We start from the raw sequence: 23,881 nt of genomic DNA, 5'->3' as shown, positions 1-23,881 counted from the left end.
AGTGTCCTTCTGCGTCGCCATGGTGCGAACGAGTATCTCCCCTACTCGCGCACGGTGTCGGCGAAAGCGAAACCGATCGCGCCCACCAGCACCCACAGCGGTCCGGTGAACCCCGCGAGATACTGCAGCGGTGAGACGCCGATCACGGCGGTCACCAGGCCCAGCACCAGGCTGACCCAGCCGATCCACCGCGGTCCCGCGTGCCCGCGGAGCAACGCGACGGCCACCGCCAGCGCACTGACACCCGCACCCGCCCACAGCCACGGAATGGTGCCCATCCAGTGGCCGCCGACCACCGCGAACTCCGGCACCAGCCGGCTCGTGTCACCGAGACCGAACACCAGCTCGGTCGTCAGCCCGGTCCCCAGCAGGCACGCCGCCGACGTCAGGACCAGACCGAATGCCGCGACCGACGGCAGGATGCTCTCGGCAGGTAACGCCGCCCGCAGTCGCTGGGACAGCCCGGCGGCGAAGACGAGGATCAGCAGTGCCGCGGTCATGATCGACATGTGCATCACGAGGATTCCGGTGCGCTGTCCGGCGAGACCGTTCATGATGGCGACCGCGTCACCGGCCGACGCCTCCACGTACACGGCGTCGACCGACATGCTCGCCTGGATGCCGACGATTCCCGCCACGCCGGCGACGACCCCGACGTACGCCCACCACCGGCCGCTTCGCGGTCGCGCGGTCGCCGGGACCTCGTTCTGCACGCCGTCTGGAACATTCACTGTGCTCATGAGACGACGATCGGGCACCCGGCGTCCCGGGCACCAGGGGCGGATGTCCCGATGCGGCGGGACCGCCGTTCGGTTCAGCCCTCGAGCTTCTTGGCCCCGAGCATGTCCCTGAGCAGTTCGAACGCCACGTCTTCCGGGTCGCGGCGAGTTGCGGGGTCGGCGGGTTCCGCCGCCTCCTTGAACATCTCTTCTTCGTCCTCGGGTGTGGAGACGGGCGGCGTCGACGCCGAAGCCTCGTAGTCGATCGGCCCGGGATCGTCCGGGTAGTCCGGTGCCTCCGGCGGCGGAATGTCGTCGTCCGGTTCGGACGACGGACGTGCCTGCGCCGCACCCGGACCCGCATCGGCGCTCCGTGCGTCGGACTGCTGCGGACGCTGCGCAGCCCGCTCCTGGCTGGGCCGGGAGAACCGGGGTGCGCCTGCAGGCTTCGTCGGCGCCGCGGCAGCCTTCGCGACCGGCGGGGGCGGCGCCGTCGGGGCACCGGCCTGATACTCCACTTCCCAGGTGCCGCCGAACATCTCGGACAGCACCTCGGTGATCACCTGAGCGTTGTGCGGCGACGCGATCCGAGCGCCGAGGTTGGGGACCGGGTGCGCCAGGATCAGGCGGTTGCCTTGCACGTCGTGCACCGTCGCGGCCGACAACATCGCGGGCAGGATCTTGTTCCGCTGGCTCACCTTCTCGCGCAGCGAATTCCAGGCCTCGCGCAGGGCCGCAGCATCCGGACCCGCGGATGCGGCGGGTGCCGCCTCCACCTCCGGTGCGAGCGGTGGCTCCGGCTCCGGTTCGGGAGTCGGCGCCGGCGCAGGAGTCGGCTCGGGTTCGGGGACCGGAACGGGCGCGGGTTCGGGCGCCGGCTCGGGTACAGGCCGCGGCGTCGGCTCGGGTGCCGGCGTCGGCTCCGGAACGGGCGTCGGCTCGGGTGCCGGAGTCGGCTCCGGTTCGGGAACGGGGGCGGGCGCGGGCTCCGGAACGGGCCGCGGCATCGGCTTGGGTTCCGGCTCGGGCGGCGGCGGTACGGTGGCGGCCGCGGCCTGGCGCATCGACGGTCGCTGGAACCTCGGCTCCGGTTCCGGCTCGGCGGGCGGTTGCGGCGCGCGCTCCGGTGCTGCCGCGGGCCGCTCGGCTGCGGCAGCGGCCGGTGCGGAGCCTGCGGGCGGAAGTCCGCGCTCGACGCGTTCGAGTCGCTGCAGCACGGCCGACTCCGCATCGGAGGCCGAGGGCAGCAGCATCCGGGCGCACATCACTTCGAGCAGCAGGCGGGGGGCCGTGGCACCGCGCATCTCACCCAGCCCGGCGTGCATCACCTCGGCGAAGCGAGTGAGCGTCGCGGGACCGATCCGCTGGACCTGGGCGCGCATGTGCTCGAGTACGTCGCCGGGAGCGTCCACCAGGCCGCGTTCGGCGGCGTCGGGGACCGCCTGCATCAGGATGAGGTCGCGCAGGCGCTCGAGCAGGTCGACGGCGAATCGCCGCGGATCGTGCCCGGCGTCCATGACACGGTCGACCGTCCCGAACAGCGCGGCACCGTCGCCGGCGGCCAGCGCGTCCACGGCGTCGTCGATCAGCGCGACGTCGGTGACGCCGAGCAGCGCGAGGGCGCGCGGGTAGGTGACGCCCTCCTCGCCTGCGCCGGCGAGGAGTTGGTCGAGGATGCTCAGCGAGTCACGCGGGGACCCGCCGCCGGCGCGGATGACCAGCGGATACACCGGGTCGGCGACCGGCACGCTCTCCTGCAGGCAGATCTTCTCCAGCAACCCGCGCATCGTCGTCGGCGCGAGCAGCCGGAACGGGTAGTGATGGGTGCGCGAACGGATGGTCGGCAGCACCTTCTCGGGTTCGGTGGTCGCGAAGATGAAGATGAGGTGCTCCGGCGGCTCCTCCACGATCTTGAGGAGGGCGTTGAAACCCGCCGTGGTGACCATGTGGGCCTCGTCCACGATGAACACCCGGTACCGGGACTCGGCGGGCGCGTAGAACGCGCGGTCGCGCAGTTCGCGGGTGTCGTCGACGCCACCGTGGCTGGCCGCGTCGAGTTCGGTGACGTCGAGGTTGCCCGACCCGCCGGGGCCGAGCGCCACGCACGAGGGGCACTGCCCGCACGGCGTCGAGGTCGGGCCCTCCACACAGTTCAGCGATCGGGCCAGGATGCGGGCAGACGACGTCTTGCCACAGCCGCGGGGACCGGAGAACAGATACGCGTGGTTGATCCGTCCGGCGTCGAGAGCGGTGCTCAGTGGTTCGGTGACGTGCTCCTGCCCCACCACCTCGGCGAAGGATGCGGGTCGGTACTTCCGGTACAGGGCCACGCGGAAAGACTACCGGCGGTTCCCGACAGTCCGGCCCGGGTGGTCGAAGCGCCTGCTCGGCGCCCGTTCGGGGCCCTACTCACAGGCAGAAACCCGGACCTGACCGGATTGCGTAACACGTTCGCAACGCATCGGCATCACCGTTGAAACGGCCCGCAGCCATCGTGAATTTCCGCACCGGGTTTCGTCCGGGTGTGTGAGGAGAATGTCGTGCCTGCAATCGACGCCGGAGCAACCGCCTGGCTTCTGATCAGTACCGCGCTGGTCCTGCTGATGACCCCGGGGCTCGCCCTGTTCTACGGCGGGATGGTCCGCTCCACCGGCGTACTGAACATGATCATGATGAGCTTCGTGTCGATCGCACTCGTCACGGTCGCCTGGCTGGTGGCCGGGTATTCCCTCATCTTCGGCGACGACATCGGCGGCGGACTGATCGGCGGGCTCGAGCACCTGGGGATGGCGGGCATCGACCCGACCACCGTCCACGGGCAGGTCCCGGAGATCCTGTTCGCCACGTTCCAGCTGACGTTCGCGATCATCACCGCCGCGCTGATCAGCGGTGCGATCGCCGACCGGGCCAAGTTCTCGGCCTGGATGATCTTCGTGCCCGTCTGGGCCCTCGTCGTCTACGCGCCCGTCGCGCACTGGGTGTGGAACCCGCAGGGCTGGATCGCGCAGTTCGGCGCCCTCGACTACGCGGGCGGACTGGTCGTCGAGATCGTGTCCGGCGCGTCGGGCCTGGCGCTGGCCCTGGTCCTGGGCCCGCGGCTCGGATTCAAGTCCGAGTCGATGCGCCCCCACAACCTACCGCTGGTGCTGCTCGGTGTCGGCCTGCTCTGGTTCGGCTGGTTCGGTTTCAACGCGGGTTCCGCTCTCGCCGCCGACGGCACGGCCGCCGCGATCTTCCTGAACACCCTCGTCGCCGGGTGCACCGGCCTGCTCGGCTGGCTCCTCGTCGAGCAGAAGCGCGACGGTCACCCCACGACGTTCGGTGCGGCATCCGGCGTCGTCGCCGGGCTGGTCGCGATCACCCCGTCCTGCGGCACGGTGAGCATGGTCGGCGCGGTGATCGTCGGCGCGGTGGCCGGTGTGGTCTGCTCGTTCGCCGTCGGCTGGAAGTTCCGCCTCGGATACGACGACTCGCTCGACGTGGTGGGAGTCCACCTGATGGGCGGCATCGTCGGCACGATCCTGATCGGACTGCTGGCCACCGAGGTGATGACGGGCGGAGCCGAAGGCCTGCTGTACGGGGGCGGGTTCGCGCAACTCGGCAAGCAGGTGCTGGCCGTGGTGGTCGTCGCCCTGTACGCGTTCGGTGTGACGTACGGTCTGGGCAAGCTGATCGACCGGATCTTCGGGTTCCGGGTGAGCGCGGAGGACGAGTCCTCCGGCATCGACCTGGCGCTGCACGCCGAATCGGCGTACGAACACGGTGTGCTCGGCCACGGACCCCTCGGCGGCGGCCAGGGCAACAGCGTCTTCCCGTGGATGCACGAGGCCGAACGCAGGCGGCAACTCGACGCGGAACGGACGCAGAAACCGGACGATACGGAGTAGCGACGGCTACTTCTTCTTCGCTGCCGCCGCCTTCTTCGCGTCGGCCTTCGCGGCCTTCTTGAACTCGCGGACCTCGTGGAGACTCTTGTCGTCGACGACGTCCGCGATCGAACGCCGGGACCCCTCGGTGCCGTAGTCGCCTGCCGCTTCGCGCCAGCCCTTCGGCTCGACTCCGATCTGCTTGCCGAGCAGCGCCAGGAAGATGCGGGCCTTCTGGTCGCCGTACCCCGGGAGCGCCTTCAACCGTTTCAGCACTTCTTTGCCGTCGGGGTCGCCGCTCGTCCACAGCGCCTCGACGCTGCCGTCGTAGTTCTCGACGAGGAACGCGCACAACGACTGGATGCGGGTGGCCATCGATCCGGGGAACCGGTGGACGGCGGGGGTCTGTGAGCAGACGGCCGCGAACGCTTCCGGATCCATCTCCGCGATGCGGTGCACCTCGAGGCCGCCGATCCGGTCGTCGAGTTTCTTGGGGCCCGCGAACGCCGTCTCCATCGGTACCTGCTGATCGAGCAGCATCCCGATGAGCAACGCCAGCGGATCACTCGCGAGGAGTGCGTCGGCGTCCGGATCCCCTACCAGGTTCAGCGTGCGTGCCATGGTTCGATCCTGCCATCCCGCGGTGGGGCGGGTGCGCCCTTCACAACGACGCGCGGTTTATTCACAGAGTTATCCACATCACTGCATTACCGGTGCGTAACCCAGCATCGAGGCGACGCCGGAGACGAGTCCGTCACGCCAGTGCAGGACGTCGTGGCCCCCGCAGAACTCGCGGTAGCGCACGTCGTGGCCGGTTCCCGCGAGCAGGTCGCGGACTTCGCGGTTGGGTTCGACGAGCATCCATTCGAGCGCCCCGACCTCCAGGCTGAACCGACTGCGCGACGGGGCGGCGGTGCGGACGCAGTCCTGGAACGGGACTCCCGGCCCGGATCCCGGCCACCAGAACGACCCGGACAGGCTGACGGCGCACCCGAAGACGTGCGGCGCCGTCAGCGCGAGGTGGCAGGCCGTCAATCCGCCCAGGCTGCAGCCGGCCACGATCGTCGACGCCGGGTCGTCGGTGACGGCCCGGTCCCGCCGCAGCCACGGGAGCAGTTCTTCGGTGAGACCCGCGGCGAACGCGGGGCTGCAGCCCAGTTCCTCGGATCGCAGCCCGGGCCCGACGCTGTCGACCATCACGACGAGCGGAACCCGGTGACCGGCAGATCCGAGCGCGTCGACGGCACCCGCGATCGGCAGGTCGACCGCCCACGTCCGGCCGTCGAGCAGCACCACCACCGGACGAGATCCGGCGGCGAGTCCGGGCGGTTCGTAGACCCACACCGACCGTGGTGTGCCCGACAGCGTGAACGTCGTCTCGTGGAGTTCGCCGCGGCCGGGCCGGTCCGTCCACCAGCGCTGCGCGGGCGCCGCGGGCATCACCGCCTCGGAGCAGTCTCCGGCCTGCGCCGCTCGGGTGGGCAGTGAGTTGAACGGGTCGCACCGTGCGTCGGCGAGTACGTTCCGCCACCACTGCCAGCCCGGGGTGTCGTCGCCGGGACGGGTCAGTGGTTCCGTCCGGGGAATGAATCGGTAGGCGCCACGCCAGTTCTCGGGCACCTCGATCGACAGCGACCACAGGTCGGTGCCGGGGAGCCGCGACAGCGCGGCCCGTTCCGGCCGGGATCGGTCGGTGATTCCGTTGGCGTCGAGGTAGACGTGCCGCGTGTGTGACACGCGTTCGTTGCCCTCAGGATCCCGCCAGCAGAACGTCGCGATCACGCAGCCGCGGTCGGCCCCGTCGCGTTCGACGAGGGGGCTGCCCGCTGCGGCGAGGCGGTCCCAGAACGCGGGGACGTCATCGGGTGCCAGGTCGTCGATCGCCCGTGTGTGCACGACGCGGCGCTCCGGTCCGGGCACCCGTTTCAGCATCCACTCTCCCATTCGAATGTAGGTAACGCTAACCTAAGTCAAATTCTTTACCCGCGCGAAAGAGAGACCCACCGTGAAACTTCGTCGCTCACTGGCAGCCATCGCTGTCCTCGCCGTCGGGATCGGCGCGGCCGCGTGCTCGTCCGATCCCGCCACCGAGTCCGCGACCACCGGCAACCCCGCAGCGTCCGACCAGAGCTGGCCGCGCACTGTCACCGACGAGACGGGCAGCGTCACGATCGAACACAAGCCCGAGCGGATCGTGTCGACCAGCGTCACGCTCACCGGCTCGCTACTCGCCCTCGACGCACCCCTGATCGGCACCGGCGCGCAGCGACCGAGCGACGTGACCGACGAGAACGGCCTGTTCACGCAGTGGGCGGACATCGTCGCCGAACGTGGCGTCGACACGCTCTACCAGGGCGAACCCAACGTCGAGAAGATCACCGCCGCCGATCCGGACCTCATCTTCGTGTCCGCCACGGGCGGCGACTCGGCGCTCGATCAGGTGGACACGCTGCGGCAGATCGCGCCCGTCGTGGTGCTGCGGTACGACGACAAGTCGTGGCAGGACCTCAGCGGTCGGATCGCGGCGGCCATCGGGGCCGAGGAGCAGGCCGAAGCCCTCGTCGCGAAGTTCGACCGGCAACTCGACGACGCCAAGTCGGCACTCGGCGACAAGGTCGCCGCCGCGAACCCGGTGAACGTGCCCGCCTACAACTCACCCGAGGAGTCGCGGATGTTCACCGCCGAATCGGCGCAGGGCATTCTGCTGGAACGCCTCGGATTCTCGCTCGCCGAGCTGCCCGCCGACATCAGCGCAGCCGACAAGGGCATCATGTCCGGCCGCAAGGACGTCGTGCCGGTCGGGCAGGAGAACCTGCCGCGGGCCGTGCCCGGCAACACCACGTTCATCGTGATCGGTGACGCGGCGGACGCCGAGCGCTTCCTCGCCGATCTGACGCTGCAGCAGACCCCGTCCGTGCAGAAGAGGCAGGTGATCGGGCTCGGCAAGGACAGCTTCCGGCTCGACTACTACAGCGCCACCAACCTGATCGACCGAGTCACGAACGCAGTGCGATAGCGCTCGGTCCGTGTCGGCGCGGCCCGGACCGGGTACCTCTACGTCAAGGGACTCCGGTCCATACGCACGACACCGAAGGACATTCGATGGCCCAGGACGGAACGAATCGAGCCAGCGGGATGAGCCGTGCCGTGGACAGGGCAACCGACAGCACCACTTTCGAACGGGTCGCGCGGGCGGGCCACGTGATGAGCGGCTTCGTCCACCTGCTGATCGCGTACATCATCGTTCAGCTGGCATTCGGCAGCGGCGGCAACGCCGATCAGTCCGGGGCCCTCGGCACGCTGGCCGCCGAACCCGGCGGCCGGTTCGCGCTGTGGGTGGCGATGGTCGCGTTCATCGCGATGGCGCTGTGGCGGCTCGCCGAGACCGTGCTCGGCCCGCACGCCACCGAGAAGTCCGACGACGACACGTCGCTGCTCGACCGTGCGAAGGCGTTCGGTCTGGCCGTCGTCTACTTCGCGTTCGCCTTCTCGGCCTACCAGTTCGCGAGCGGCGGCGGGAAATCGAGCGGTCAGCAGAACGCCGGAATGAGTGCACGCCTCATGGAGTCCGGGGGCGGCAAGTTCCTGCTCGTGGCGGTGGGTCTCGTCGCCGTCGCGATCGGCGGGTACCACGTCTACAAGGGCGCGTCGAAGAACTTCCTGGACGACCTGAAGGGCACCCCGTCGAAGCTCGTCGAACCGCTCGGGGTCGTCGGCTACGTGGCCAAGGGCCTCGTCATCGCCGGCGCGGGTGTGCTCGTGATCGTGGCGGTCTTCAACTCCGACCCGTCCAAGGCCACGGGCATCGACGGCGCGGTGAAGACCCTCGGCTCGGCGCCGTTCGGACAGTTCCTACTGGTCCTCGCCGCGCTGGGCATCGCCGCGTACGGCCTGTACAGCTTCGTGATGGCGCGCTACGCCAGGATGTAGAGACACCTCCGGCCGCGCACCCGAGACAGGTGAGCGGCCGGAGGTCTGCTGCTAGGACTTCGGCAGGTCCAGGCGCGATTCGGTGGCCGCGAGCAGCACGCACGTCGCGACACCGTTCATCGACTTGTCCAGATCCTCCATCGACGGGAAGCTCGGCGCGAGCCGGATGTTCTTGTCCTCCGGGTCGATTCCGTACGGAAACGCCGATCCTGCGGCGGTGAGCGCGATCCCCGCGTCCTTCGCCAGGGCGATGACGCGCTTCGCGGTGCCCTCGACGACGTCCAGACTGATGAAGTATCCGCCCTTCGGCTCCGTCCACGACGCCACCTTCGACGCCCCGAGACGATCCTCGAGGATCTTCAGGACGAGCGCGAACTTGGGCGCCAGGATCTCGCGGTGCTTCTCCATGTGGGCGCGAACCCCGTCGGCGTCACCGAAGAACCGCAGGTGACGCAGCTGGTTCAGCTTGTCCGGGCCGATGCTCTTCTTGCCGAGGAACTTCTGGTACCAGGCCAGGTTCGCGGTCGAGGAACCGAAGAAGCTGACGCCCGCACCGGCGAACGTGATCTTCGACGTCGACGCGAACACCAGCGGCCGGTTGGGGTGACCCGCCTCCGCTGCCATCCCGAGGATGTCCAGCGACGGCGCCGTCTCGCCGACCAGCGGGTGCACCGCGTAGGCGTTGTCCCAGAACAGCCGGAAGTCGGGGGCGGCGGCCGGCATCGACGCCAGCGCCCGCGTGACCTCTTCCGAATACACCGCGCCCGTGGGGTTGGAGTAGTTGGGAACGGCCCACAGACCCTTGATCTGCGGATCGTTCGCGACGAGCTCGGCGATGACACCGACGTCGGGGCCGTCCGGGCGCATCGGCACCGGGATCATCTCGATGCCGTAGGTCTCGGTGATCCCGAAGTGACGGTCGTAGCCGGGCGCCGGGCACAGGAACTTGACCTTCTCCTCCTGCGACCACGGGCGCGGGGAGTCGGGGGTGCCGTGCAGCAGGGCGAACACGACATTGTCGTGCATGATCTCGAGGCTGGCGTTGTTGCCGGCGAGCAGGTTCTCGACGGGGATGCCGAGCAGTTCACCGAAGATCGCGCGCAGTTCCGGCAGACCGGTGAGCCCGCCGTAGTTGCGGGTGTCGGTGCCGTTGCCGTCACGGAAGTCGCCGTCACCGGGCAGCGCCAGCAGTGCCGCCGACAGATCCAGCTGCTCGGGCGAAGGCTTACCGCGGGTGAGGTCGAGCGTGAGCTTCTCCGTCTTCAGCTGCGCGTAGCTCGCAGTCTGGCGCTCATGCTCCGAAAGTAGTTCCTCATGGCTCATCAACCCGATCTGGGTCTGGTTGGTCATCAGGAGCGGCCTCTCACCGACATCGGGGGTCGGGTATGCGAAAGATAGGGGACCCCGCGCACCCGGCAGAGCCCGTTGACCCTTGCTGCCTTCCGGCCCTGGGGGAGTTCACAGGATGCGCGCCGCGCGGGATCCACCACAGAGTGTAGACGGCCCCGAGCCGCCACCGGGATCCACCCCGGCCCGCGCCCGACGCCGCACGTCAGACCACCGCCAGTGCTACGGTCGCCCCCGCATTCGGCCACCCTCGGCAAAGGATCGGGATGAAACTCAGAAGGACAGCACACGCAGCGGCCCTCGCCGTCGTCGTCGCAGCACTGTCGGCGTGCGGCGGGAGCAGCGAAGACGCGGCCACGTCGGACGCGGTCGGCTGGGACGCGGCCGAGCCGTGCTCGCTCGCGGACGACGCGACGCTCGCACCGCTCCTGACGGCAGGCGCCGGCGAGGGCACCGCCACCGACAGTCCGGAACGTCGCGCGTGCGCGTGGGGCAAACCCGAGGCACTGAACACCGTGACCGTCACCACCACGAGCGCGCCGGAACCGGTCGACGCCCTGCGCACGATCGACGTCGGCGGACTCGAGGGCCGGGCGCTCGCCGAGAGCAAGTACCAGTGCATCCTCGAGGTGACCACCGACGCGGGCACGCTGTCGATCGAGTCGAAATTCGGCCTGGACGCGACCGCGAACCCGGACACGTCCTGCGACCGGTCCGTGCCCCTCGCCGAGCACGCCCTCAGCCGGCTGAAGTGGGCGTAGAACCGGCGGCCACCTGGTCGTTTAACGGTGAGCCGTTGTCGTTGGGTATGCTCCTCCACGGAGGATTCGCCTAGTGGCCTATGGCGCTCGCCTGGAACGCGGGTTGGGTTAACGCCCTCAGGGGTTCAAATCCCCTATCCTCCGCCACAGGAACCCCTGTGAACCGCTGAAACGTGGTTCGCAGGGGTTTCTTGCATCTTCGGGCAAACCGGCGCCGCCGCCCTCCGACCGCCGTCTGCAGACCCGTCCGCGCCGAGAAACCCAGGCCACGACAGGCACAACCCGTTATCTCCCTGTTATCGTCTCCGGTGCAGCGTTCGCTGTGCAGTGTCTGTTACGAGATAAAAGGACATTCGGATGGCGATACGTCGCACCCGCGCGCTGATCGTGGGCCTGGTCGCAGTGTTGGCATCGGGCCTCGTGTCCGTACTGGCCGGAACCGGCATCGCGCATGCCGACTCGGCCCTGATCTCGGTGTACTCACCGTCGATGGACAAGGACATTCCCGTCAAGGTGCTCAAGGCCGCGGGTGGCGGTCCCGCGCCGACGCTGTACCTGCTCGACGGTCTGCGCGCGCCGGACGACAACAACGGCTGGCTGATCGAGACCGACGTGGAGAATTTCTTCGCCGGCAAGCACGTCAACGTGGTCATCCCGTTCGGCGGCGGCGGCACCTTCTACTCCGACTGGCTGCGCGACGACCCGAAGCTGGGCCGCGTGAAGTGGGAGACGTTCCTGACCAAGGAGCTGCCCCCGGTGATGGCTTCGCAGTTCGGCAGCGACGGCGTGAACAACGCGGTCGCCGGTCTGTCGATGAGCGGCACCTCCGCGTTGAACCTCGCCACTCACCACCCCGACTTCTACAAGGCCGTCGCCTCCTACAGCGGGTACCCGACGGCCAGCTCGCCCGGCTTCGCGCAGGGTATTCAGGTTTCTGTCGCCCAGATGGGCGGCAACGCGCTGAACATGTGGGGCTTCTGGCCGTCGGCGACGTGGCTCCGCAACGACCCGCTGCTCAACGTCGGCGCGCTGCGCGGCAAGTCCGTCTACATCTCGTCCGGTGCCGGTTCGGCGGCAGGCGATCCCACGGTCGACCCGGACAGCAAATCGTTCGACCCGGTGAAGTTCTCGCAGACGGTTCCCCTCGAGACCGCCTCGGGTCTGAGCAGCAGGTCCTTCGTCCCCGCGGCGAAGGCCGCAGGCGCCAACTTGCAGACGCACATCGCCGACGAGGGCCTGCACACGTGGAACTACTGGCAGGACCGCCTGCACGAGTCCTGGGCCAGCACGCTCGCGCCCGCCCTCGGCACGTCCTAGCCGAGGCGTTCCGATCGCCTGAACTCCGCCACAGCGGCCCCCGATCTCCGGATCGGGGGCCGCTGTCGTTCACCGCGGTGTTGGATGTGTGATGTGCCGATCGACGACAGCAGGCAGATGCTCGTGCTGGCGGTGGTGCTGTCCGCGCTGGCCGGCTACGTCGACGCGCTCGGATTCATCACGCTCGGCGGGTTCTTCGTCGCGTTCATGAGCGGCAATCTCACCCGGTTCAGCGTCGGGTTCGCGGACGGGGCGTGGGCGCATGCGCTGACGGCCGCCGCGGTGATCGGCACGTTCGTCCTCGGCTGCGCCCTGGGCGCCGTGGTCGTGCACCTGTCCGATCGCAGGCGGCTGCCCGTCCGGACGACGGTGCTCGCCGTCGTGTCCGGACTTCTGATCGCAGGCGCCGTCGCCGCGACCGTCGGGGCGAGCACCGTGGCCGTCGGCGCGATGCTGCTCGCCATGGGCGCCGAGAACTCGTTCTTCCAGAAGGACGGCGAGGTCACCATCGGCCTCACCTACATGACGGGCGCCCTCGTGAAGATGGGCCACCGGCTTGCCGCGGCGCTGTTCGGCGGGCCGCGGTGGGCGTGGCTACGACATTTCGCGCTGTGGGCGGGCCTGGTGGCGGGAGCGGTGACGGGTGCTCTCGCGCACCACTGGATCGGGCTGGACGCCCTGTGGTTCGCCGCCGGGCTGTCGGCGGCGCTGACCGTCACCGTCCATCTACGGATCGACCGCGCTACTCGCCGCCCGCAGTTGTCGTGACCGGGTTGCCTGCGGAGTCGAGGGTCCACCACACGCTGCCGACCGCCTGCCCGTATGCGTCACCGGGTTCGTTGTCATCCTTGTACCGGTACACGGGGCGGCCGTTCACGGTGAGCTGATGGGTGCCGTCCGCCGCGGGGATGGTGTCGATGACGACTTCCTGCAACCCCTGCACCGTCGGGTTCTCGGTGACGGAGGTGACCGGCGGCCACGACTGCAGGCACGTGTCGCGGCACGAACTGGCACCGGAGCCGACCTCGTCCTTGTCGTACACGTAGACCGTCATCCCGCCTTCGTCGACCATCACCTCGCCGAGCGTCGTCGGTCCCATCTTCAGGACGGGTGTTCCGGGCGCGGCGGGTGGGGACGTCGGCGTCGGGGACACCGGGGCGTTGCCGCCCGTGTCGCCGGAATCCGTGCGGTCGTAGGCGCAACTCGAGAAGGTCAGGCTGACGGCGGCGATCGCTGCCAGCGCCCATGTTCGTCTCATGGAGTCCTCGTTCTCTGTGACGGCGAAGTGGCGGGCCTCCTGGGGAACCTCTGCGGACCCGTGCATACAGTTCACCTCGAGTTGCGTGCCGGTGCGGGCACTTCGGGCGATGTGACGGGCCCGCACGTGTCGGTATCCGTGATTAGGCTCCTGTGCATGGGCTGGTACACGCCGACCTCGCCGTCACCCGACCTCGCCGGCACGCTGGTGTGCGGGTGGTCCGCGCGCACGCAGGGCGAGCATCTGCTGGTGCCGGACGCGTGCATGGACATCCTGTGGATCCGGGGTGTGGGGATCCGGGTGTGCGGTCCCGAGACCACGGCCTGGTCGTTCACGCTGCCGCCGGGCACCGAATCCGTCGGCGTCCGTTTCCGTCCCGGAGCCGGCTCGCATCTGCTGCGGACGTCGGCGGCCGAGGTCCGCAACATCCGGGTCGGCCTCGGCGACGTACTCGGGTCCACGTGGGAACGGACACTGACCGACCGGCTCGACAACGCGTCCGGCTACGCGGAACGAATCGCCCTGTTCGAGAACGCCGTGCGCGCGTGGCGGAGCCGCGGGCCGGAGGCCGACCCGCTGATCGGCACCGTGCGGCAGGCCCTGGCCCGGCAGTCGTGGAACGTGGGCGCGCTCGCCGACGCCGCCTCCGTCACGGAACGACAACTGCAGCGGCGATGCAACCACGCGTTCGGATACGGTCCCGCGACGCTCCGCGGAATCCTGCGGCTGCAACGGTTCATGGCGCTGGCGCAGTCGGGGGCGCGGACCGGGCTCGCCGAATTGGCCGCCACCGCCGGCTACAGCGATCAGGCGCACCTGTCGCGGGAATGCCGGCGGATCTCCTCGCTCACCCCGTCCGACCTGCTCGCCAGTGAGGCCCCCGACTGGCACGGGACGGATTCCGTCGTCGATGTCGGAAATGTTCAAGCCCGCGGGCGCCGGACGGGGGAAGAATCGGCAGCATGACCTCGACAACCGAAACCCCCGCAGCCCACTACCGCGACCTCGCCGCGAAGTTCACGAAGCGCGTCGAATCCGTGCCCGCCGCACGCTGGGACGACGCGTCTCCGTGTGACGGCTGGACGGCCCGCGACGTCGTGCGGCACGTGATCGACACGCAGCGCTACATCGTCACCGTCGTCGATCTGGAACTGCCGGAGCCGCCGTCCGTCGACGACGACCCGGTCGCCGCGTGGGCTGCCACGCGCGACGGCATGCAGGAGATCCTGGACGACCCGGCCAAGGCGGGCCGCGAGTACGACGGGCATTTCGGCCGCACCGAACTCGGCAAGACCGTCGACAGCTTCTACTGCTTCGACCTGGTGGTGCACGGCTGGGACCTGGCGCGGGCCACCGGCCTCGACGAGACCATCCCCGCCGACGACCTGACCTGGGTGGGTGGCGTGGCGGAGCAGCTGGGCGACAACATCCGCACGGCCGGAGTGTGCGGCCCGGCCGTGGAGGTCCCCACGGACGCCGACGAGCAGACCCGGGTCCTGGCCTTCCTCGGCCGCAAGGCCTGACGGTCCTTCCACCTCACTCCTGCCCGGCCGCGCTTGTAACCTCGAGTCATGAGCGTGCCGGGCAGGATTGCCGCGCTGACGGCGGTGTCACTGTCCGCTGCGCTGCTCGGCGGTGACGTGGTCGCGGTGGCCGATCCCGAGCCCCGGGGTGCGTCCGGTCTGCCCGCCCGCGGCCTGGTCACGTCGGCGCCGCTCACGTCGGCGCTGATGTTCGCCGGGACCTCCGGCGAGGCCACCCCGTCGCAGCGGGTTCCGGGTGCGGAGTCGGACGGGATGTCGGCCACCGGTCACGACTTCGGCGAATACCCGTACATGCGGTACGAGGTCCGGTTCGGTCCGGACACCGCGGGCTCGGACGTGACGTGGCACGGACGTTCGGTGAATCTCGACGACCTCGCGATGCACGTGTGGGACGAACAGACGCAGAGTTGGGGTGAGCCGGTCGCGACAGCGCAGCCGTCCGAGCCGGGCGGCCCGGTCACGCTGACCACCCGGATCGAGGGCGAGGACGCCGCGCAGATCCTCGTCATCGACAGCCCGCGACGGGACCGGAGTTTCCGCGAGGCCAACGCGACCGCCGATCAGCAGTTCGCCGACCCGGACACGTACGACTTCGCGTTGCAGCACATCTCCGACACCCAGTACGTGTCCCGGGACCGGCCGGAAGTGTATTTCGACATGACCCGCTGGACCGCGGAGAACGCCGCCGAACGCAAGATCGCGTATTCGATGCACACCGGCGACCTCGTCCAGAGCTGGATACGTCCGGGAGCGCCCGAGTCCCGCGCCCGCCCCGAGTTCGAGGTGGCGGACCGGGCGATGGCGACGCTCGAGGATGCCGGAGTCCCGTACGGCGTCCTGCCCGGCAACCACGACAACCTGTGGAACGTGGGCGGACGGCTCATTCCCGGCGAGCACGAGAAGAACCACGCCCTCTACAACGAGTTCTTCGGTCCGTGGCGGTACCGCGACCGGCCGTACTGGGGTGAATCCGTCACGGACACGGACAATTCGGCGCACTACGACCTGCTCGACATCGCCGGCGCGAAATTCCTGATGCTCTACATCGGCTACAACCCGCCCGAGCACGTCCTGCAGTGGGCCGAGGACGTGCTCGCCGCCCACCCGGACCGCAACGTGGTGATCGGCAGCCATTACTACCTGGACGAGGACGGTTCGCTGCGGATGAGCGGGTTCGGCGACATCGGCACCAGTGCGGGACAGCAGATCTGGAACCGGCTCGTCGTCCCGTTCGACACGGTGTTCCTGGTTCTCGCGGGGCACGTCGACGGGCAGACGACGGTCACCGACCGGAAGGTGGGCGACACCGACCGGAAGGTCGTGGAGTTGCTGGCCGACTACCAGTACTTCACGGTGAACGGTCTCCGCGAGACCGGCTTCCAGCGGCTGCTGCAGTTCGACGTCGACGGCGGAACCCTCGCGGTCACGACGCACTCCCCCACCCTGGACAGCTTCCGGGTGGAGGACTTCGATCCGCAGCGCCGCTACGCGCCCGGTGACGGCGACTTCGTCACCGACGTGGAATTGCGGGCCGACCTGCCACGCGCCGTCATCCCCGCACCCTGAGATGGAGGTCGGTCGACTGCACGCGTCACCAGGTCGGCGATGAGCCGCTCGGTGTCGACGCCCTCGAGCACGCCGGGCAGCGTCAGGTGCTCGACGATGAGAGCATTCATCGCGAGGTAGAGCATCAGCACGGTGCTGCGGTCGCCGGGCAGTCCGGAGTCGAGGTGAAACCCGATGTCGCGCTCCAGGTTGCCGGAGACGGTGCGCGTCAGCGTGGTGCGCAACTCGGGTCGGCGGACCGCTTCGAGCCGCAACTCCTGCAACGCGAGGTAGCCCGTCCGGTCGCCGGTGATCCGGCCGAACAGTCCCTGCATGTACTCGATCACGAGGTCGAGATTCTGCGGCTTACGGACACTGTCCTCGATGACCGCGGGGTCGGGCCCCATCCGCTCGTGAATCCGCTTGCCGACCTGGTCGAACAGGTCGTCGCGGCTGGCGAAGTAGTTGGAGGCCGTCCCCTTGGGCACGTTCGCCTCGACGTCGACGGCACGGAAGGTGAGGCCGCGCGCACCCTCTCGCGCAAGCACTTCGATCGCAGCGTTCACGAGTGCTGCACGTCGTTCCGGATTCTGCGCCATCGACACTCCTCGAAAAAAGAGCTTGCAACCACTGCAGTCATAGTACTACAAATGGAGTAGTTACCGACCGCGGGAGGACTCACATGCGAAAACTCGTCTACTACGTCGCCACCACCATCGACGGATTCATCGCCGGCGCCGACGGTTCGGACCCCAGCGGCACCGTCTTCGAGCTCGAGGGTGATCACATGCCCGCGATGATCGCCGAGTACCCCGAAACGGTCCCCACCCATGTGCGGGCAGCGATGGGAATCGATGCCCCCAACCGGCATTTCGACACCCTGCTCATGGGCCGCGCCACCTACCAGCCCGGCCTCGACCTCGGCGCGACCAGCCCGTACGCGCATCTGCGGCAGTACGTGTTCTCGACGACGATCACCGAGTCGCCCCACCCGGACGTTCAGATCGTCTCGGGTGATCCGATCGAGAAGGTGCGCGAACTCAAGAAGGAGGACGGTCAGGACATCTGGCTGTGCGGCGGCGGGAAGCTGGCCGCCGCGGTGCAACCCGAGGTCGACGAACTCCGGATCAAGCTCAACCCCGTGGCGATCGGCACCGGCATTCCGCTGTTCGACGGCGAATTCGACCCCCAGCGGTTCCGGCTGACCTCGACCCGCGCATTCGAGAGCGGGATGATCTTCCTGACGTACGTCCGCCGATAACCGGACTCACACCCGCCACTCGAGGCGACACGGGCATCTGACGCATGTATTGATTCAATACGTAAGTAATGTTCGAGGCATGCGTGAACGCCGGTACTCCTCCACCAGCCCCGAACACCTGGCTGCGGCCCTGTTCGACGTCGCGGCCGAGTCGGGCCTCGAGGGCGCCAGCGTGCGCGAGGTCGCCAAGAGGGCGGGTGTGTCCATCGGCGCCGTGCAGCACCACTTCTCCACGAAGGACGAGATGTTCGCGTTCGCGCTGCGCACCCTCGTCGACACACTGCTCACCCGCCTGGCGGAGATCGACCGCGACGGCGACCCCGCCGAGGACCTGTTCGCCGCGATGTCGCAGTTACTCCCCCTCGACGAGTCACGGTCGCGGGAAGCGCACGTCAGGGCGGCATTCGCCGTGCGGGCGGCCACCTCCCCGTCGCTCGCCGAGATCCGGCGCACGACCCTGTTCACCATCCGCACCGGACTGTCCGCGGTGCTCATCGGGATCGGCACCCCGGAAGCGGAAACCCGTGCGGCGCTTCTCCTCGCCACCGTCGACGGCCTCGCCCTCGAGGCGATCGGCAGTCCGGACCTGTACCCGGCCGAATACCTCGAGCACGCCCTGAACGTCCAGATCGGCATGACTCTGCAAGGCGCCGACGTCGTGCCGTCGTCGTCGATCGAACTGGCCAGCTGACCCCTCGGCCCGATGCCACATCCGTCTCGTCAGAGTGAACCGCTGCCCCGTCACGCGGAGGGCGCGGGACGGTTCGCGCCCAGCCCCTCCGGCGACCTGCACCTCGGCAACCTGCGGACGGCCGTGCTGGCATGGCTGTTCGCCCGGTCCACCGGCCGGCGATTTCTCCTGCGCGTCGAAGACCTGGACCGCGTCCGCGACGGCGCCCGGGACCGGCAACTGGCCGACCTCGCGGAACTCGGTCTCGACTGGGACGGCGACGTCGTGTCGCAGTCGCACCGACTGCCGCGGTACGACGCCGCCATCGCCGAACTCCACGCCGCCGGCCTCACGTACGAGTGCTTCTGCACGAGAAGAGAAATCCTGAAGGCGGCGTCGGCCCCGCACGCACCCCAGGGCGCCTACCCGGGAACCTGCCGCAACCTGACACCGGACGAGCGTGCCGACCGGCTCGCCGGCGGGCGACCACCGGCCCTGCGTCTGCGCGCCGACGTCACGTCGTTCACCATCGACGACGTCCTGCACGGAAGCTACTCCGGAATGGTCGACGACCTCGTGCTGCGGCGCGGCGACGGAACACCCGCCTACAACCTTGCGGTGGTCGTCGACGACGCCGCCCAGGGGATCGATCAGGTGGTGCGGGGCGACGACCTGCTCTCGTCGGCGCCCCGCCAGGCGTACCTCGCGGGACTGCTCGGGCTCACCGCCCCCGCGTACGCACACGTGGCGCTCGCCCTCAACGAGGACGGCAAACGGCTCGCGAAACGTGACGGCGCCGTCACCCTCACCGACCAGAAAGCGTTGGGACGCACACCGAGCGACGTCCTCGGGGTGCTGGCGGCGTCGCTCGGGCTCGCCGAACCGGGCGAGGTCGTGGAACTCGGGACCCTCCTCGCCCGATTCGACCCGGCCCGCCTGCACCGCGAACCGTGGGTGGTCAGGCCCCCGACGCCGCCGCGATCAGCATGATCACGAAGAACAGGATCCACCCGACGACGTAGGCGCCGCCGATGGCGATCCCGGCGATCGCGAGCCCACGGCCCTCCTGACCGGACTGCTTGATCTGGCCCAGCGCCACGATGCCGAGGATGATGCCGACAATGGAGCCGACACCGTAGAAGCAACCGCCGACGATCGACGTGATCAGCGACGCGATCGCGAGACCGTTCGTCCCGCGCGACTGCGGGTAGGGCGCGCCGTATGGGTTCGGGGCGCCGTACTGCGGGGCGGGGCCACCGTATTGGCCCGCCGCCCCGTACTGATTGGGTGCGCCGTACTGATTGGGTGCGCCGTACTGATTCGGGGCGGCGTACGGGTTGGGCGTCCCGTACTGCTGCTGGCTGGGGGCCCCGTACTGGTCGCCGCCGTATTGATTCGGCGCGGCATACGGATTCGGAGACGTCCCGTACGCGCCCGGCTGCTGATAGTCGGGGTACTTCTCGGTGGGCGCCGAATAGGTGGGATAACCGGATTCGTCGACCCCGTAGCCGTCGCGCGGCAAGGGCGGAACCTCACCGTAAGTGGGTGGTGTCTGCCCGTTGTACGGATTCGAATCGTCCGATCCCCCAGAATTAGTCACGATAACCAGCGTAAAGCATCAAAACCGCAGGAGAAGAAGCAGACCAAAGGGAGGCGGGTAAAGGATTGTCCACGTAGTGTTTATTCGCACTGTCACGCGCGAGCATTCAACTCTTGCTGAGGGGATCACATGACGACTGGTGGATACGACCCTAACGACAAACCCGAAGGCGGTGACCAGGGCGGATACCCTCCGCGGGGCAATCCTCCACCACCGCCCGGCGGATATCCGCCACCCCCGGGGAATTACCCGCCGCCGCCGCAGGGACCGCCGCCCGGCGGATATCCGCCACCGCCTCCCGGCGGAAACTATCCCCCTCCCCCCGGTGGAAACTACCCGCCGCCCCCCGGTAATTACCCGCCGCCGCAAGGACCCCCGCCCGGCGGTAATTACCCGCCGCCGCAGGGAAATTACCCGCCCCCTCCGCAGGGACCGCCGCCCGGCGGATATCCGCCGCCACCGCCGATGTCGGACTACGGCGCCCCGGGGCAGACGCCGGGACAGTTCTCGGTGGGTGACGCGATCGGCTACGGCTGGAACAAGTTCAAGGACAACGCGCTCATCTGGATCGGCATCCTGCTGATCGCCGCCGTCATCCAGGTGGTGCTGAACCTCGTCTTCGGCGGCTTCAGCACGTCGTCCGACATGAGTGCGGCGTTCTCGGTGTGGCGCATCATCGGCACGATCGTCACCACCATCGTCGGCTACCTGATCAACGCGGCCCTCGTGCGGGGCGCACTGCACGAGGTGGACGGGAACAAGCCGGCGTTCGGTTCGTTCTTCCAGTTCACCAACGTCGGGGCGATCATCATCGCCAGCGTGATCATCGGTGTGGCCACCACCATCGGTTTCGTCCTGCTCATCATCCCGGGTCTCGTCGTGATCTTCCTGACCTGGTGGACGCTGCAGTTCGTCATCGATCAGAACGAGGACGCGATCACCGGCATCAAGTCGAGCTTCCGCGTGATCTCACAGAACGTCGGCCCGGTGCTGCTGCTGGCCCTCGCCCTCGTCGGCATCAACATCGTCGGTGCACTCCTCTGCGGCGTCGGACTTCTCGTCTCGATCCCGATCACGATCATCGCGTCGACCTACGCGTACCGCGTGCTCACCGGCCGTTACGTCGCGGCCTGACCGTTCGCTCCCCACGGGTGAGCGTGCTCCCGCCCCTCGGGCAGGAAGCGCGCTCACCCGTTTTGCTACTCCCGTCACTCGAGTCACTCCCACCCCTTGCGTAAGGTGCTCAGGCGTCATCCGAGACGATTCGAGGGGGAACACATGACTACTGGCGGATTCGATCCCAACCAGGGACAGCAACCGTTCGGCGGGCAGCAGTACGGGCAACCGCACTACAACGGGGCGGGGCAGCAGCAGTACGGGCAGCAGTTCGGCGCACCGCCGCAGTTCGATTCGGCGCAGCAGTTCGACTCTGCACAGTTCGGGACCCAGCCGATCGCGCAGCCCGACTTCGGATTCAACCCGTCCCGGCCTGGCGAACTCCTTCCCCGCCTGGGCGCGCGGGTGATCGACGGCCTGATCGTCGGCATTCCGACGGCCGTGGTCACCATCGTCATCTCGCTGGTACTGGGCACCTTCCTGGGCAGTGCCCTGGGCGCGATCCTCACCGCGGCCGCCGCCGTCGGCTACTTCGTGTTCCTCGAGACGACGCGGGGCCAGACCGTCGGCAAGCAGGTTCTGGGTCTGCGCGTCGAGGGCCCGAACGGCGGACTGCCCACCCAGCAGCAGTCGCTGACCAGAAACGGCTTCTACGTCCTCGCCGCGCTCGGCGGGTTCCCGTTCCTCGGGTTCCTGTTCGGACTGGTCGGTTTCGTCGCGGCGATCGTCATCGCCGTGACGATCAACGGCAGCCCCACCAAGCAGGGCAAGCACGACGTGCTGGCAGGCGGCACGCGCGTCGTCCAGGGTTAGCCCGGCACGGCCCATCGCGCGGGTGAACGTACCGTTCGACGCCTCAGATCGGACAAAAGGTACGTTCACCCGTTCCTGATTCGCGCCTCTCCCCGTGCAGGTGCTTGGATTGCGGCGTGACAGCCTCAGATCAGCAGACCAAGCCCGGCGACCACGCGACGTTCGCGCACGTCAGCCGGGGGTACTACCCCACGTTCGTCGCCCTCTTCACGGCGACGCTGCTGATCTCGAATATCTGCGCGACGAAAGGCGTCGCATTCTTCGCCGACTCGTCGCTCACGATCGGCCCGCTGCAGATCCTGCCGGTCATCACCGACGGCGGTTTCTTCCTGTTCCCGCTGGCCTACATCCTCGGCGACGTGCTCAGCGAGGTGTACGGGTTCAAGTCGACGCGACGCGCGATCTACCTGGGCTTCGGTGCCCTGATCCTGGCCGCGTTCTGCTTCTGGCTGCTCATCGAACTGCCGTCCGCCGACTTCTACGAGAACCAGGAGGCCCTGCGGTCCGTCGTCGGCGTCTACCCGCGACTGCTGCTCGCCGGGCTGGCCGGGTACTTCGTCGGGCAGATGCTGAACTCGGTGACGCTGGTCCTGATCAAGGAGCGGACCAAGGAGAAGCACCTGTGGGCGCGGCTCATCGGCTCCACCATCGTCGGTGAGTTCGCCGACACCCTGATCTTCTGCTCCATCGCCGCCGGCGCGATCGGCATCAGCACGTGGAGCGATTTCGTCAACTACGTGATCGTCGGATTCCTGTGGAAGACCCTGGTGGAGGTGCTGGTCATGCCGATCACGTACCGCGTCATCGCCTACGTGAAGAAGCGCGAACCCACCTACCAGCTCTGACCCCCACGTGAGTGGGAAAGAGTCCCCGGGGACTCTTTCCCACTCACCTGCGGTAGAAGCGGCCCAGCGTGTCGGCCTTGAACTCGTCGAAGTAGCCGCCCTCGATGCTGGCGCGGATCTGATCGACCAACCGCACCGTGAAGCGTTCGTTGTGAATCGTGCACAACGTGGACGCCAGCATTTCCTTCGCCTTGAACAGGTGGTGGATGTAGGCGCTGGTGTAGTGCGCGCACGTGTAGCAGTCGCAGGCCTCGTCGATCGGGGTGAAATCACGCCGGAAGCGGCTGGTGTTGATGTTGAACCGGCCGTCCGGGTGGTAGATCGCGGCGTTGCGCGCGACCCGCGACGGGTTCACGCAGTCGAACGTGTCGGCCCCGTTCTCGATGGCCACGAAGACGTCGTCCGGCTCACTGATGCCGAGCATGTGCCGCGGCTTGTGCTCGGGCAGCTCCTCGTTGCACCAGCGGACGATGGTGCCCAGGTTCTGCTTCTCCAGCGCCCCGCCGATGCCGTACCCGTCGAAGCCGCGTCCGCTCTCCCCCGTGATCGACTCCAGCCCCCGGCACGCCTGCCGCCGCAGGTCCTCGTACTGCGCGCCCTGGACCACCCCGAACAGCGCCTGGTATGGGCGGTGTGAGCGTTCGGCGGTGAGCTTCTCGTGCTCGGTGATGCAGCGCACCGCCCACGCCTGCGTCCGTTCCACCGACTGCTCCTGGTAACCGCGGGTGTTCAGCAGCGTCGTGAGCTCGTCGAACGCGAACATGATGTCGGCGCCCAGCTGATGCTGGATCTGCATCGACACCTCGGGGGTGAACCGGTGCCGCGACCCGTCCAGGTGCGATTTGAACGTGACGCCGTCGTCGTCGACGGTCGCGAGGCGTTCCTTGCCCTTCGCGATGACGTCGTCGGAGCGCACCCCGACCGCTTCCATCGCGAGGACCTTCTTGAACCCGACGCCCAGCGACATCACCTGGAATCCACCACTGTCGGTGAACGTCGGGCCGTCCCAGTTCATGAATTTGCCGAGCCCACCGGCCTCGTCCACGATGTCCGGGCCCGGCTGCAGGTACAGGTGGTACGCGTTCGCGAGCAGCGACTGCGCGCCCAGTTCCTTCATGCTCTCCGGCAGCACCGCCTTGACGGTGGCCTTGGTGCCGACGGCCACGAACGACGGCGTCGCGATGTCGCCGTGCGGGGTGTGAATGGTTCCGGTTCGGCCGAGCTGTCCGTCGAGTCGGGTGCCGACAGTGAAGAACGGATCGGGCGGGGTCGGGACTACGGCATTCACG

General features: G+C 68.5%; 24 protein-coding genes, 1 tRNA gene and 1 other RNA gene. 16 read left to right on the top strand and 10 right to left on the bottom strand.

The window, feature by feature from the left end:
• Nucleotides 1–41 precede the first annotated feature (41 nt).
• Nucleotides 42–740, bottom strand: a complete 699-nt coding sequence (locus tag P3H15_RS08675; RefSeq protein WP_276136825.1) for a hypothetical protein — start codon at nucleotides 738–740, stop codon at nucleotides 42–44.
• 74 nt (nucleotides 741–814) lie between these two features.
• Nucleotides 815–3,049, bottom strand: coding sequence for a DNA polymerase III subunit gamma and tau (locus tag P3H15_RS08670; RefSeq protein WP_276136824.1), 2,235 nt, complete (start codon nucleotides 3,047–3,049; stop codon nucleotides 815–817).
• A gap of 210 nt (nucleotides 3,050–3,259) precedes the next feature.
• On the opposite strand from P3H15_RS08670, the gene P3H15_RS08665 reads away from it, so the two are divergent.
• On the top strand, nucleotides 3,260–4,606 hold the full coding sequence (locus P3H15_RS08665) for an ammonium transporter (RefSeq protein WP_276136823.1): 1,347 nt from the start codon (nucleotides 3,260–3,262) through the stop codon (nucleotides 4,604–4,606).
• Between the two features lie 6 nt (nucleotides 4,607–4,612).
• Here P3H15_RS08665 and P3H15_RS08660 read toward each other — a convergent pair whose 3' ends face one another.
• A complete protein-coding gene (locus P3H15_RS08660) occupies nucleotides 4,613–5,206 on the bottom strand; it encodes an HhH-GPD-type base excision DNA repair protein (RefSeq protein ID WP_276136822.1) in 594 nt (197 codons plus the stop codon).
• Nucleotides 5,207–5,284: 78 nt separating this feature from the next.
• Entirely contained in the window at nucleotides 5,285–6,517 is a 1,233-nt protein-coding gene (gene fes / locus P3H15_RS08655; RefSeq protein WP_276136821.1) for an enterochelin esterase, read from the bottom strand.
• Between the two features lie 73 nt (nucleotides 6,518–6,590).
• On the opposite strand from fes, the gene fepB reads away from it, so the two are divergent.
• Both fepB and P3H15_RS08645 read left to right on the top strand, forming a co-directional pair.
• Complete coding sequence (fepB, locus tag P3H15_RS08650; protein ID WP_276136820.1) at nucleotides 6,591–7,601, top strand: Fe2+-enterobactin ABC transporter substrate-binding protein; 1,011 nt, start codon at nucleotides 6,591–6,593, stop codon at nucleotides 7,599–7,601.
• Nucleotides 7,602–7,687: 86 nt separating this feature from the next.
• Nucleotides 7,688–8,515 carry a DUF1206 domain-containing protein gene (locus P3H15_RS08645; protein WP_276136819.1) on the top strand — a complete coding sequence of 276 codons (828 nt, stop codon included), beginning with the start codon at nucleotides 7,688–7,690 and terminating at the stop codon, nucleotides 8,513–8,515.
• Nucleotides 8,516–8,566: 51 nt separating this feature from the next.
• On the opposite strand, the gene P3H15_RS08640 is transcribed toward P3H15_RS08645, so the two are convergent.
• Together P3H15_RS08640 and ffs are read right to left on the bottom strand one after the other, a co-directional pair.
• Nucleotides 8,567–9,865 carry an aminotransferase class I/II-fold pyridoxal phosphate-dependent enzyme gene (locus P3H15_RS08640; protein ID WP_072938263.1) on the bottom strand — a complete coding sequence of 433 codons (1,299 nt, stop codon included), beginning with the start codon at nucleotides 9,863–9,865 and terminating at the stop codon, nucleotides 8,567–8,569.
• A gap of 43 nt (nucleotides 9,866–9,908) precedes the next feature.
• An RNA gene (gene ffs / locus P3H15_RS08635) (signal recognition particle sRNA small type) lies at nucleotides 9,909–10,003 on the bottom strand.
• Between the two features lie 125 nt (nucleotides 10,004–10,128).
• Between ffs and P3H15_RS08630 the strand changes: the two genes are divergently transcribed.
• The 4 genes from P3H15_RS08630 to P3H15_RS08615 all read left to right on the top strand — a co-directional run bounded on the left by P3H15_RS08630 (nucleotide 10,129) and on the right by P3H15_RS08615 (nucleotide 12,708).
• Nucleotides 10,129–10,623, top strand: a complete 495-nt coding sequence (locus P3H15_RS08630) for a hypothetical protein (protein ID WP_276136818.1) — start codon at nucleotides 10,129–10,131, stop codon at nucleotides 10,621–10,623.
• 59 nt (nucleotides 10,624–10,682) lie between these two features.
• Nucleotides 10,683–10,770: transfer RNA gene (locus tag P3H15_RS08625), tRNA-Ser, on the top strand.
• 210 nt (nucleotides 10,771–10,980) lie between these two features.
• Nucleotides 10,981–11,940, top strand: coding sequence for an alpha/beta hydrolase family protein (locus P3H15_RS08620; RefSeq protein ID WP_219456007.1), 960 nt, complete (start codon nucleotides 10,981–10,983; stop codon nucleotides 11,938–11,940).
• Nucleotides 11,941–12,024: 84 nt separating this feature from the next.
• Nucleotides 12,025–12,708 (top strand): YoaK family protein, encoded by a 684-nt coding sequence (locus P3H15_RS08615; protein ID WP_276136817.1) that lies wholly within the window; start codon nucleotides 12,025–12,027, stop codon nucleotides 12,706–12,708.
• Here the strand turns inward: P3H15_RS08615 and P3H15_RS08610 are convergent.
• The gene (locus tag P3H15_RS08610; RefSeq protein ID WP_276136816.1) at nucleotides 12,683–13,264 is read right to left on the bottom strand and encodes a hypothetical protein; all 582 of its coding nucleotides are present in this window, start codon (nucleotides 13,262–13,264) and stop codon (nucleotides 12,683–12,685) included. The two genes, P3H15_RS08615 and P3H15_RS08610, sit on opposite strands and share 26 nt — an antisense overlap.
• A gap of 90 nt (nucleotides 13,265–13,354) precedes the next feature.
• Here P3H15_RS08610 and P3H15_RS08605 point away from each other — a divergent pair, with 90 nt between their 5' ends.
• The 3 genes from P3H15_RS08605 to P3H15_RS08595 are packed head-to-tail and all read left to right on the top strand — an operon-like array spanning nucleotide 13,355 to nucleotide 16,308.
• Entirely contained in the window at nucleotides 13,355–14,164 is an 810-nt protein-coding gene (locus tag P3H15_RS08605; protein ID WP_276136815.1) for an AraC family transcriptional regulator, read from the top strand.
• A complete protein-coding gene (locus tag P3H15_RS08600; RefSeq protein WP_276136814.1) occupies nucleotides 14,161–14,721 on the top strand; it encodes a TIGR03086 family metal-binding protein in 561 nt (186 codons plus the stop codon). The genes P3H15_RS08605 and P3H15_RS08600 overlap by 4 nt, the downstream gene beginning before the upstream one ends.
• Before the next feature lie 48 nt (nucleotides 14,722–14,769).
• The gene (locus tag P3H15_RS08595) at nucleotides 14,770–16,308 is read left to right on the top strand and encodes a metallophosphoesterase (RefSeq protein ID WP_276136813.1); all 1,539 of its coding nucleotides are present in this window, start codon (nucleotides 14,770–14,772) and stop codon (nucleotides 16,306–16,308) included.
• On the opposite strand, the gene P3H15_RS08590 is transcribed toward P3H15_RS08595, so the two are convergent.
• Complete coding sequence (locus P3H15_RS08590) at nucleotides 16,227–16,886, bottom strand: TetR/AcrR family transcriptional regulator (protein WP_276136812.1); 660 nt, start codon at nucleotides 16,884–16,886, stop codon at nucleotides 16,227–16,229. The genes P3H15_RS08595 and P3H15_RS08590 overlap by 82 nt on opposite strands.
• Nucleotides 16,887–16,969: 83 nt before the next feature.
• Here P3H15_RS08590 and P3H15_RS08585 point away from each other — a divergent pair, with 83 nt between their 5' ends.
• The 3 genes from P3H15_RS08585 to gluQRS all read left to right on the top strand — a co-directional run bounded on the left by P3H15_RS08585 (nucleotide 16,970) and on the right by gluQRS (nucleotide 19,208).
• Complete coding sequence (locus P3H15_RS08585) at nucleotides 16,970–17,548, top strand: dihydrofolate reductase family protein (protein WP_276136811.1); 579 nt, start codon at nucleotides 16,970–16,972, stop codon at nucleotides 17,546–17,548.
• Nucleotides 17,549–17,627: 79 nt separating this feature from the next.
• Nucleotides 17,628–18,239: a TetR/AcrR family transcriptional regulator gene (locus P3H15_RS08580; protein ID WP_276136810.1), complete on the top strand. Its 612-nt coding sequence runs from the start codon at nucleotides 17,628–17,630 to the stop codon at nucleotides 18,237–18,239.
• Nucleotides 18,240–18,251: 12 nt separating this feature from the next.
• Nucleotides 18,252–19,208: a tRNA glutamyl-Q(34) synthetase GluQRS gene (gluQRS, locus tag P3H15_RS08575; protein ID WP_276136809.1), complete on the top strand. Its 957-nt coding sequence runs from the start codon at nucleotides 18,252–18,254 to the stop codon at nucleotides 19,206–19,208.
• Here the strand turns inward: gluQRS and P3H15_RS08570 are convergent.
• On the bottom strand, nucleotides 19,177–19,740 hold the full coding sequence (locus P3H15_RS08570) for a DUF4190 domain-containing protein (RefSeq protein WP_276136835.1): 564 nt from the start codon (nucleotides 19,738–19,740) through the stop codon (nucleotides 19,177–19,179). The two genes, gluQRS and P3H15_RS08570, sit on opposite strands and share 32 nt — an antisense overlap.
• A 207-nt stretch (nucleotides 19,741–19,947) precedes the next feature.
• On the opposite strand from P3H15_RS08570, the gene P3H15_RS08565 reads away from it, so the two are divergent.
• The 3 genes from P3H15_RS08565 to P3H15_RS08555 all read left to right on the top strand — a co-directional run bounded on the left by P3H15_RS08565 (nucleotide 19,948) and on the right by P3H15_RS08555 (nucleotide 22,592).
• Complete coding sequence (locus P3H15_RS08565; protein ID WP_276136808.1) at nucleotides 19,948–20,952, top strand: hypothetical protein; 1,005 nt, start codon at nucleotides 19,948–19,950, stop codon at nucleotides 20,950–20,952.
• Nucleotides 20,953–21,096: 144 nt separating this feature from the next.
• Nucleotides 21,097–21,747 carry an RDD family protein gene (locus P3H15_RS08560; RefSeq protein WP_276136807.1) on the top strand — a complete coding sequence of 217 codons (651 nt, stop codon included), beginning with the start codon at nucleotides 21,097–21,099 and terminating at the stop codon, nucleotides 21,745–21,747.
• A 116-nt stretch (nucleotides 21,748–21,863) separates the two neighbouring features.
• The gene (locus tag P3H15_RS08555; protein ID WP_276136806.1) at nucleotides 21,864–22,592 is read left to right on the top strand and encodes a queuosine precursor transporter; all 729 of its coding nucleotides are present in this window, start codon (nucleotides 21,864–21,866) and stop codon (nucleotides 22,590–22,592) included.
• Between the two features lie 43 nt (nucleotides 22,593–22,635).
• On the opposite strand, the gene tgt is transcribed toward P3H15_RS08555, so the two are convergent.
• The gene (gene tgt / locus P3H15_RS08550; RefSeq protein ID WP_276136805.1) at nucleotides 22,636–23,880 is read right to left on the bottom strand and encodes a tRNA guanosine(34) transglycosylase Tgt; all 1,245 of its coding nucleotides are present in this window, start codon (nucleotides 23,878–23,880) and stop codon (nucleotides 22,636–22,638) included.
• Nucleotide 23,881: the final 1 nt, after the last annotated feature.

The organism is Rhodococcus sp. T2V (assembly GCF_029269925.1).
Classification (GTDB): domain Bacteria; phylum Actinomycetota; class Actinomycetes; order Mycobacteriales; family Mycobacteriaceae; genus Rhodococcus_F; species Rhodococcus_F koreensis.
Note: the sequence above shows the minus strand (reverse complement) of the source record. Positions and strands in the feature narration are given on the sequence as shown.